Source organism: Pseudomonas sp. P5_B2 (assembly GCF_056400445.1).
Genome location: NZ_JBFULH010001499.1, coordinates 1 through 543, shown reverse-complemented (window position 1 = coordinate 543; position 543 = coordinate 1). Strand labels below are relative to the sequence as shown.

Sequence of the window (543 nt, the reverse complement as noted above, 5' to 3'; positions counted from 1 at the left end):
GCGCCAGAACGTGCTCGACCCGGGCAGACAAATCGATGATTTCGAGAATTTCCTGCTTCTGCTCGATCTTCAGGGCCATGTGCGCGGCCATGGTGTCGACCAGGCGACCTGGCTCGTCGATGCTGTTGAGCGACGACAGGACTTCAGCCGGGACTTTCTTGCCCAACTGCACATATTGTTCGAACTGAGCCAGCAGGCTACGCACAAACACTTCCGACTCGCGTTCAGGTGCGTCGACTTCGTCGATCAACGAGACTTCGGCACGGCAGTGGCCGTCCACTTCGCTGAAGCGCTCCACGGCGCCCCGCTGCTCGCCTTCGACCAAAACCTTGACCGTGCCGTCAGGCAGCTTGAGCAGCTGCAGAACGGTCGCAATAGTACCTACGCGATAAAGTGCATCTTCACCGGGATCGTCGTCAGCAGGGTTTCTCTGAGCCAGCAGAAGGATCTGCTTGTCGCCCGTCATCGCTGCCTCGAGGGCTTCGATGGATTTCTCGCGCCCCACGAACAGCGGGATAACCATGTGCGGATAAACCACAACAT

General features: G+C 58.6%; 1 protein-coding gene. It reads right to left on the bottom strand.

The annotated features are described in order from the left end of the window. A partial coding sequence (locus tag AC1DRJ_RS32045; protein WP_477805621.1) for an LON peptidase substrate-binding domain-containing protein occupies nt 1–543 on the bottom strand: 543 nt, incomplete at both ends.